Below are 8,436 nucleotides of genomic sequence, written 5' to 3'. Positions count from 1 at the left end.
CTGGCCTCCGTCCAGCCAGCATCTTGAATCACAATCACGCCGCTTTGGGAATCCTACGATTCTCTCAAGAGATGAAACGCTCTAGGGCGGAGCGACGCGAAGCGGAGCGCAGACCCTGGGATCCATGCCATGACATCAGCCGAAGAACGCAGCGGCTCAGAACGGCGCTTGTGTCCCAACGGCTCAAGCTGCCCTTTAACCATGACCGGCTATGTCTACATGACTGCGAGCCAGAAGCGCACCATGGCCGCGCCAATGGAAGATCAACCTGATCGAGACCAAGTCAGAGTGGTTCGAACTTTCGCGAGACGGGATGGTAGCGTTCTGTTCTGGTCCGCCGGAGCACTGCCGCGAGGTAACGGCATGGATCCCAGGGTCTGCGCCGCGTCGCTTCGCTCCTTGCTCCGCCCTGGGATGACGAAGTGGAGGGGCATTTCGGCCAATCTCCAAGGTTTGCGATTTGCCGCTGAGTTACATATGAATCGGCTTGAAGAAGGTGGCCAGTGCCGCTTCCTTCACCGCTTCCGACATTGTCGGATGAGCGTGGCAGGTGCGGGCAAGATCTTCCGACGAGCCGCCGAACTCCATCAGCACCGCCGCCTCATGGATCATCTCGCCGGCGCCGAAGCCAACGATATGGACGCCGAGCACGCGGTCGCTCTGCTTGTCAGCCAGGATCTTCACGAAGCCGTCGGTATGCAACATGGCGCGCGCCCGGCCGTTGGCGCTGAACGGAAACTTGCCCGCCTTGTAGTCGATGCCGGCCGCCTTCAGCTCTTCCTCGGTCTTTCCCACTGAGGCAATTTCCGGGCTGGTGTAGACGACGTTCGGGATCACTTCGTAATTCACGTGGCCGGCCTGGCCGGCAATGATCTCGGCCACCGCCACCCCCTCGTCCTCGGCCTTGTGGGCAAGCATCGGCCCGGCGATGACGTCGCCGATGGCGTAGATGCCCGGAACATTGGTCTTGAGATGGCCATCCGTCTTGACCCGGCCGCGCTCGTCGACCTCGACGCCGGCCTCCTTCAGCCCGAGACTGTCCGAATAGGCCCGGCGTCCCGTCGCGATCAGCACCGCGTCTGCATCGATCGTTTCAGCCGTACCGCCCTTGACCGGTTCGAAGGTGACGGTGGCACCCTTCTTGGCCTTGGCGACACCGGTCACCTTGGCACCGAGCCTGAATTCGATGCCTTGCTTGGACAGCATGCGCTGGAACTGTTTGGCGACCTCGCCGTCCATGCCGCCCAGGATCGTGTCGAGGAACTCGACGACAGTCACCTTGGCGCCAAGCCGCGCCCATACCGAGCCGAGCTCCAGCCCGATGACGCCGCCGCCGACCACCACCAGATGGCCCGGCACCTTGTCCAGCGCCAACGCGCCGGTCGAGGACATGATCACCTTCTCGTCGATGTCGACCTTGACCCCGGGAATGCCGGCGACGTCGGAGCCGGTGGCGATGACGATGTTCTTCGTCTCGATCTCCTCGACTTTGCCGTCCTCGCCGGTCACCGAGACCTTGCCGGCGGACAGGACCTTGCCGGTGCCGCGGAACGAGTCGATCTTGTTCTTCTTGAACAGGAACGCGACGCCGTTGACGTTGGACGCCACGGTCGCATCCTTATGCGCCATCATCTTCTTCAGATTGAGCTTCGGCGCGCCGATTTCGACGCCCAGCGTGTCGAAGGAATGGCCGGCCTCGGCGAACATCTCGGAGGCATGCAGCAGCGCCTTGGACGGAATGCAGCCGATATTGAGGCAGGTGCCGCCGAAGGTCGGGTTCTTCTCGACCACCGCCGTCTTCAGGCCGAGCTGCGCCGCCTTGATGGCGCAGACATAGCCGCCCGGTCCCGATCCGATGATAACGACGTCATAAGCCATGATACTGTCCTTCTGGTCTGGCACTCAGCCTTGGCTGGGATTAGCGGCCGCCGCCCACTTCTAAATTCGCGCCTGTCGTAAAGGACGCCCCGTCCGACAGGAGCCAGAGAATTGCTGCGGCGACCTCTTCGGTGGTCCCCGCTCTTTGCATGGGCACGACGTGACGCATCCTCTCGACCCGATCCGGCTGTCCGCCGGAAGCGTGAATTTCGGTGTCGATGATGCCTGGACTGACCGCGTTGACGCGAATGCCTTCGCCGGCCACTTCGCGCGCCAGGCCAATGGTGAAGGAATCGATCGCGCCCTTCGAGGCGGCGTAGTCGACATATTCGCCCGACCCGCCAATTCTCGCAGCAATAGAGGAGATATTCACGATGGCGCCGCCCTTGCCGCCATGGTTGGTCGACATGCGTTTCACCGCTTCGCGGGCACACAGCATGGAACCAATGACGTTGATGCGCATCATGCGCTCCAACCTAGCCCCGCTCATTTCGTCGACGCGCGCCCTCCGGTCGACCACACCGGCGTTGTTGACAAGCGCATCGAGCGGGCCGAAGACGTGATCAATCCTCTCGAACATCGCCTGAATATCGGTCTCGCTGCCGACGTCGCCCTTGATGGCCAGCGCTTCGCCCCCATCCTGCTCGATCGCCTCGACCAGCGCAGTGGCCGCGGCCTCATTGGAAGCATAGTTGACCGCGACACGGTATCCGGCCTTGGCGGCAAGCATGGACGTGGTCGCGCCGATGCCGCGGCCGCCGCCGGTCACCAGCAGCACTTTTTTGGTCGCGCTCATTCCTGACAGCCCTTCAACGAAAAAACATCCGACGGCACTTTCGAAAATCCATTGGTGCCATAGGCGGCCGACATCTGCAGGGACGGGCCGAGGTCGGGGAAGATAAGAGTCTTCGGCGCGTCCACGCCTTCGGCCGGCAGCAGGGCTATGTTGCCCTTATCGTCAGCACTGTAGATGATCCCCTCCCACAAAGTGCAGGCGGCGAGCTCGTCGCCGGTGACGTCGCCTGTCGGGCATTTGTACATCAGCGAACCGTGCGGCCGCGCCACGCCTTCCGTCCACATGACGATGCCGTCGAGCACGACACTGTTACCGAGCACCATCTTGAACGTGTTGGTGACAACGGCCGATTCCCCGGTCGGCCTGAAATCGATGCCGGCTTCGCTTTCGGCATCGCCATAGACGGCGAGCTCGAGCGGGCAGGCGGCAAAGGCAGCGACGGTCGAGAACAGAATGGCCAAAGACCCCGCTACACATCCGATCGTGGGCGACATGGCGCTTTGCATCAAGGCGGGCTACTTTTTCTCGCGGCCATCGGCGTTTTCCAGCACACCAAAGTCGGTCGTCAGCAGCAGCGGCTCGCCGGTCGCATCCAGGCCCCAGAACGATGGATAAAGCCCGTCGCCCCAGCCGCTCCAGAAAATTGCGATATTGAGGGGGTTGCCGGCAGCCGGGTGATGCATCGCGAACCTGTCCTGGTTGGGAGCAAATTCGGCGGCCAGCACCTCACCGTAGTAGTCGCCGTATTCCAGCTTGTCCTGCCGCGCGGCCAACAGTGCCATGGCTGTCTTGTCCATGAAAGAGCCAAGGCCGGCGTCGACTGGATAACCGAATATCTCGTCACCCTTCAATGTCGCGACGTCCTGGTCGGGCAAAGTGGCGAGCTCCCAGCGGACCGGCGTGCCGGGCCGGAAACGCAGCACAGCGACGGCCACACGGCCTTGCGCCTCGAACAGTGAAACCGGGTAGTGCCCGGGTCTGACCTTGCGGCTCAAAGCCGGCCAGTCGGTTTCGGTGGTCAGCGGATCGCAGGCGATGATCTCGCCCGTCGGCAGTTCAAGGTCACCGATTGGGGTGACGATTATCTTGCGCTCCGCCATTTGCGCCTCGCTCAGGGCGAAAAGGCCGAGATTGCTGCTTGCCTGCGCAGGATCCCATTCGGCTGCCGTCGCCAGCGACGGGACGGCAGCGGCCACGCCAAGCCAGGTGATACCGCGCCAAAAAGACCGCAGCATGCCACCGGCTCGCCGACCCAGGTTGAAACCAAACCGCTCCAGCCAGCCGGTCACAGCGCGGTCGGTCTCGCTCACAGATCCAGCACCAACCGCTCCGGATCCTCCAGGCTTTCCTTGACGCGGACCAGGAAGGTCACCGCTTCCTTGCCGTCGACGATGCGGTGATCGTAGGAGAGCGCCAGGTACATCATCGGCCGGATCACGATCTGGCCGCCGACCACCACCGGCCGCTCCTGGATCTTGTGCATGCCCAGAATGCCCGACTGCGGCGCGTTGAGGATCGGCGTCGACATCAGCGAGCCGTAAACGCCACCGTTGGAAATCGTAAACGTGCCGCCTTGCATATCCGCCACCGAAAGCTTGCCGTCACGCGCGGCGACACCCAGCCTGCCGATATCCTTCTCGATCTCGGCGATCGACATCTGGTCGGCATCGCGCACGACAGGCACGACAAGGCCTTTTTCGGTACCGACGGCGACGCCGATATGGGCGTAGTTCTTGAAGATGATGTCGGTGCCGTCGATCTCGGCATTGACGGAGGGGATCTCCTTCAGCGCATGGGTGACGGCCTTGGTGAAGAAGCCCATGAAGCCCAGCTTCACACCATGCTTCTTCTCGAACACATCCTTGTATTTGGTCCTGAGCGCCATCACCGCCGACATGTCGACCTCGTTGAAGGTGGTCAACATGGCGGCGGTCGACTGCGCTTCCTTGAGCCGGCGCGCAATGGTCTGCCGCAGCTTGGTCATGCGCACGCGCTCTTCGCGCGACGCGTCATCGGCTGAGGACGGCGCACGGGCAGCGACCGGTGCAGGCGCCTTCGGCGTCTCGGCCGGCTGCGACGGCGCGCCCCTGGCGATTGCGTCGAGCACGTCGCCCTTCAGCACCTGGCCGCGCTTGCCGGAACCAGAGACCTGGTCGACCGCGAGATTGCTCTCGGCCAGCAGTTTGGCCGCCGCTGGCGCCGGCGGCATCGTGCGCGCCTCGATCGGCCCGGCATCGCCGGCGATCTTGGCGGTCTCGGCCGCGGCTTGGCGGACGGTCGATGCGGCGGTCGGCGCCGACGCTTGTGATACCGCGTCCTGTTTAGGTTCGGAAGTTGATGCCTTCGCAGGCTCAGGTGCGGCCGCCTTTGCCCCGTCGCCCGCCGAAATCATGCCGAGCAAAGCGCCGACCTCGACCGTCTCGCCTTCCTTGACCGCGATCTCGCTGAGCGTTCCTGCCGCCGCGGCCGGCACTTCCACCGTCACCTTGTCGGTTTCGAGCTCGACCAGAGGTTCGTCGGTGGCGATCGCATCGCCAACCTTCTTGAACCATTTGCCGATCGTCGCCTCGGTGACGGATTCGCCAAGAGTGGGGACGCGGATTTCGGTAGCCATTGTGCCTGTCCGTTTTCTGTCGGTTCTGTTCTATTCGCCCAGCTCTGTTCTATTCGCCGAGCGCGTCTTCGAGCAAGGCGGCAAGCTGGGCGAGATGCTTCGACATCAACCCGGTCGCCGGCGACGCGGCTGCCGGCCGGCCGGTATAGCGCACCCGCTGATGTTTGGCGTCGATATGTGCCAGCACCCATTCCAGATAGGGATCGATAAACGACCAGGCGCCCATGTTCTTGGGCTCCTCCTGGCACCACACCATCTCGGCATTGCGGAAGCGTGACAGTTCGGTGATCAGCGCCTTGGCCGGGAACGGATAGAGCTGTTCGACGCGCAGCAGATAGATATCGTTAATGCCGCGCTTCTCGCGCTCCTCATAGAGGTCGTAGTAGACCTTGCCCGAGCACAGCACGACGCGGCGGATCTTCGAATCCTTGGTAAGCTTGATCGCCTGGCCGGGGAGCTGCTGGGCATCGTCCCACAACAGCCGGTGGAATGCGCTTTCGCCCGATATCTCCGGCAGCGTCGACACCGCCCGCTTGTGGCGCAGCAGCGACTTCGGCGTCATCAGGATCAGCGGCTTGCGGAAATCCCGCTTCAGCTGCCGGCGCAGGATGTGGAAGTAGTTGGCCGGCGTCGTACAGTACGCCACTTGCATGTTGTCTTCGGCGCAAAGCTGCAGGAAGCGCTCGAGCCTGGCCGACGAATGCTCCGGCCCCTGCCCTTCATAGCCATGCGGCAGCAGGCAGACGAGGCCCGACATTCTGAGCCACTTGCGCTCTCCGCTAGAGATGAACTGGTCGAACACCACCTGGGCGCCGTTGGCGAAATCGCCGAACTGGGCTTCCCACAGCGTCAGCGCCTTCGGCTCGGCCAGGCTGTAGCCATATTCGAAGCCGAGCACGGCCTCTTCCGACAGCATCGAGTTGATGACCTCGAAGCCGGCTTGCGCCGCCGATAAGTTGTTGAGCGGGATGTAGCGTGTCTCGTCGCGCTGGTCGTAGAGCACGGAGTGGCGTTGCGAGAACGTGCCGCGCTCCGAATCCTGTCCGGACAGCCGGACCGGATTGCCGTCTAGCAGGATGGCGCCGAAGGCCAGCGCCTCGGCCGTCGACCAGTCGATGCCTTCGCCTGACTCGATCGCCTGGCGGCGATTCTCGAGAAACCGCAGGATCGTCTTGTGCGCCTCGAAGTCCTTCGGCACCTCGGTCAGCTTCTTGCCGATCTCCTTCAGCGTCTTGACCGGCACGGCGGTCTTGCCGCGCCGCTGTTCGTCCTGGTTGTCTGCGGTGCGCAGGCCCGACCAGGCGCCGTCCAACCAGTCGGCCTTGTTCGGCTTGTAGTGCTGGCCGACCTCCCATTCGGACTCGAGATGCGCCCGCCAGTCGGCTTTCATCTTGTCGAATTCGGCCTGGGTGATGTGGCCTTCGGCCATCAGCCGGTCGGCATAGATCTGCACCGTCGTCTTGTGACGGCGGATGTTGCTGTACATGATCGGCTGCGTGAAGGCCGGCTCGTCGCCCTCATTGTGGCCGAAGCGGCGGTAGCAGAACATGTCGACTACGACAGGCTTGTGGAACTTCATGCGGAATTCGATCGCCACCTTGGTGGCATGGACCACGGCTTCCGGGTCGTCGCCATTGACGTGGAAGATCGGCGCTTCGATCATCTTGGCCACGTCGGACGGATAGGGCGACGAGCGCGAGAAGCGCGGATTGGTGGTGAAGCCTATCTGGTTGTTGATGATGAAATGCAGCGTGCCGGCGACGCGGTGGCCCCGCAGGCCCGACAGACCGAGGATCTCGGCAATCACGCCCTGGCCGGCAAAGGCGGCGTCGCCATGCAGGAGCAGCGGCAGCACCTTGGCGCGCTCTTCCAGCGGCACGATCTCCTCGCGGCTGCGGCCGAACAGAGAGTCCTGCTTGGCCCGCGCCTTGCCCATCACCACCGGATCGACGATTTCCAGATGCGAGGGATTGGCGGTCAGCGACAGGTGCACCTTGTTGCCGTCGAACTCGCGGTCCGACGAAGCACCGAGATGGTACTTCACGTCGCCCGAGCCTTCGACCTCGTCGGGTGCGGCGGAGCCGCCCTTGAATTCGTGGAAGATGGCGCGGTGCGGCTTGGCCATCACCTGGGAGAGCACGTTCAGCCGGCCGCGATGCGCCATGCCGAGCACGATCTCCTTCATGCCGAGCTGGCCGCCGCGCTTGACGATCTGCTCCAGCGCCGGGATCAGCGCCTCTGCGCCGTCGAGGCCGAAGCGCTTGGTGCCCTTGTACTTGACGTCGATGAACTGCTCGAAGCCCTCGGCCTCGACCAGCTTCTGCAGGATCGCCTTCTTGCCGGCGGCGGTGAAGGAGATCTCCTTGTCGGCGCCCTCGATGCGCGCCTGGATCCAGGCCTTTTCTTCGGGATCGGAAATATGCATGAACTCTACGCCGAGCGTCGAGCAATAGGTACGGGTCAGGATGTCCAGCATCTGCCGGATGGTGCCGAATTCGAGCCCGAGCACATTGTCGAGGAAGATCGGGCGATCGTAATCGGCTGATGTGAAGCCGTAATTTTCCGGCGACAGCTCGTTATAGTCCTCGAGCGGCTTGGCGATGCCGAGCGGATCGAGATCGGCGTGCAAATGGCCCCGCATGCGGTAGGCGCGGATCATCATGATGGCGCGCACGGAATCGCGCGTCGCCTGATGCACGTCGGCGTCGGAAAGCGCGACGCCGTTCATCACCGCCTTGTCCTGGACCTTCTTCTCGATATGCTTTTCGACGATGCCCCAATTGCCGTCGAGCGCCGACACCAATTCGCCATTGGCCTGCAGCGGCCACGAGGGCTTGGCCCATGAGGCGCCCTTGGCGTTCTTGCGGACATCGCCGGCGTCGTCCTTCAGCGCCGCGAAGAAATCCTGCCATTCGGGGTCGACCGAAGCGGGATCGTCCTCATAGGCGGCATAGAGCGCGTCGATATAGTCGGCATTGCCGCCATAGAGGAAAGAGGTAAGCGAAAATTGGTCGTTGGCCTGATCTTGTCGTGCCATTTTTGTCCGCGGAGCCTGGCTCCGTCTCCTTTTCAGAGCGAATAGGGAGTAGCGAGTAGGGATTTTCCTGGTTCGCGCCGTTACTCTGTTCTTCCCTATTCGCTATTCACT

At 62.9% G+C, this 8,436-nt stretch carries 6 protein-coding genes; all 6 read right to left on the bottom strand.

The genetic code is table 11. The features are described 5' to 3' along the window. Positions 1-471: 471 nt before the first annotated feature. The gene (lpdA, locus tag NKH73_RS23600) at positions 472-1,878 is read right to left on the bottom strand and encodes a dihydrolipoyl dehydrogenase (RefSeq protein WP_352936762.1); all 1,407 of its coding nucleotides are present in this window, start codon (positions 1,876-1,878) and stop codon (positions 472-474) included. A 40-nt stretch (positions 1,879-1,918) separates the two neighbouring features. Further along, entirely contained in the window at positions 1,919-2,674 is a 756-nt protein-coding gene (locus NKH73_RS23595) for an SDR family oxidoreductase (protein ID WP_352936760.1), read from the bottom strand. Further along, entirely contained in the window at positions 2,671-3,168 is a 498-nt protein-coding gene (locus NKH73_RS23590; RefSeq protein WP_502893934.1) for a hypothetical protein, read from the bottom strand. The genes NKH73_RS23595 and NKH73_RS23590 overlap by 4 nt, the downstream gene beginning before the upstream one ends. Before the next feature lie 21 nt (positions 3,169-3,189). Then, complete coding sequence (locus NKH73_RS23585) at positions 3,190-3,909, bottom strand: DUF4241 domain-containing protein (RefSeq protein ID WP_352936774.1); 720 nt, start codon at positions 3,907-3,909, stop codon at positions 3,190-3,192. Between the two features lie 71 nt (positions 3,910-3,980). After that, positions 3,981-5,288, bottom strand: a complete 1,308-nt coding sequence (gene odhB, locus NKH73_RS23580) for a 2-oxoglutarate dehydrogenase complex dihydrolipoyllysine-residue succinyltransferase (protein WP_352936756.1) — start codon at positions 5,286-5,288, stop codon at positions 3,981-3,983. 49 nt (positions 5,289-5,337) lie between these two features. Beyond that, a complete protein-coding gene (locus NKH73_RS23575; protein ID WP_352936754.1) occupies positions 5,338-8,325 on the bottom strand; it encodes a 2-oxoglutarate dehydrogenase E1 component in 2,988 nt (995 codons plus the stop codon). Between the last annotated feature and the right edge of the window lie 111 nt (positions 8,326-8,436).

This window comes from Mesorhizobium sp. M0938, assembly GCF_040319125.1.
GTDB lineage: Bacteria > Pseudomonadota > Alphaproteobacteria > Rhizobiales > Rhizobiaceae > Mesorhizobium > Mesorhizobium robiniae.
This window is presented reverse-complemented; position numbering and strand designations above follow the sequence as displayed.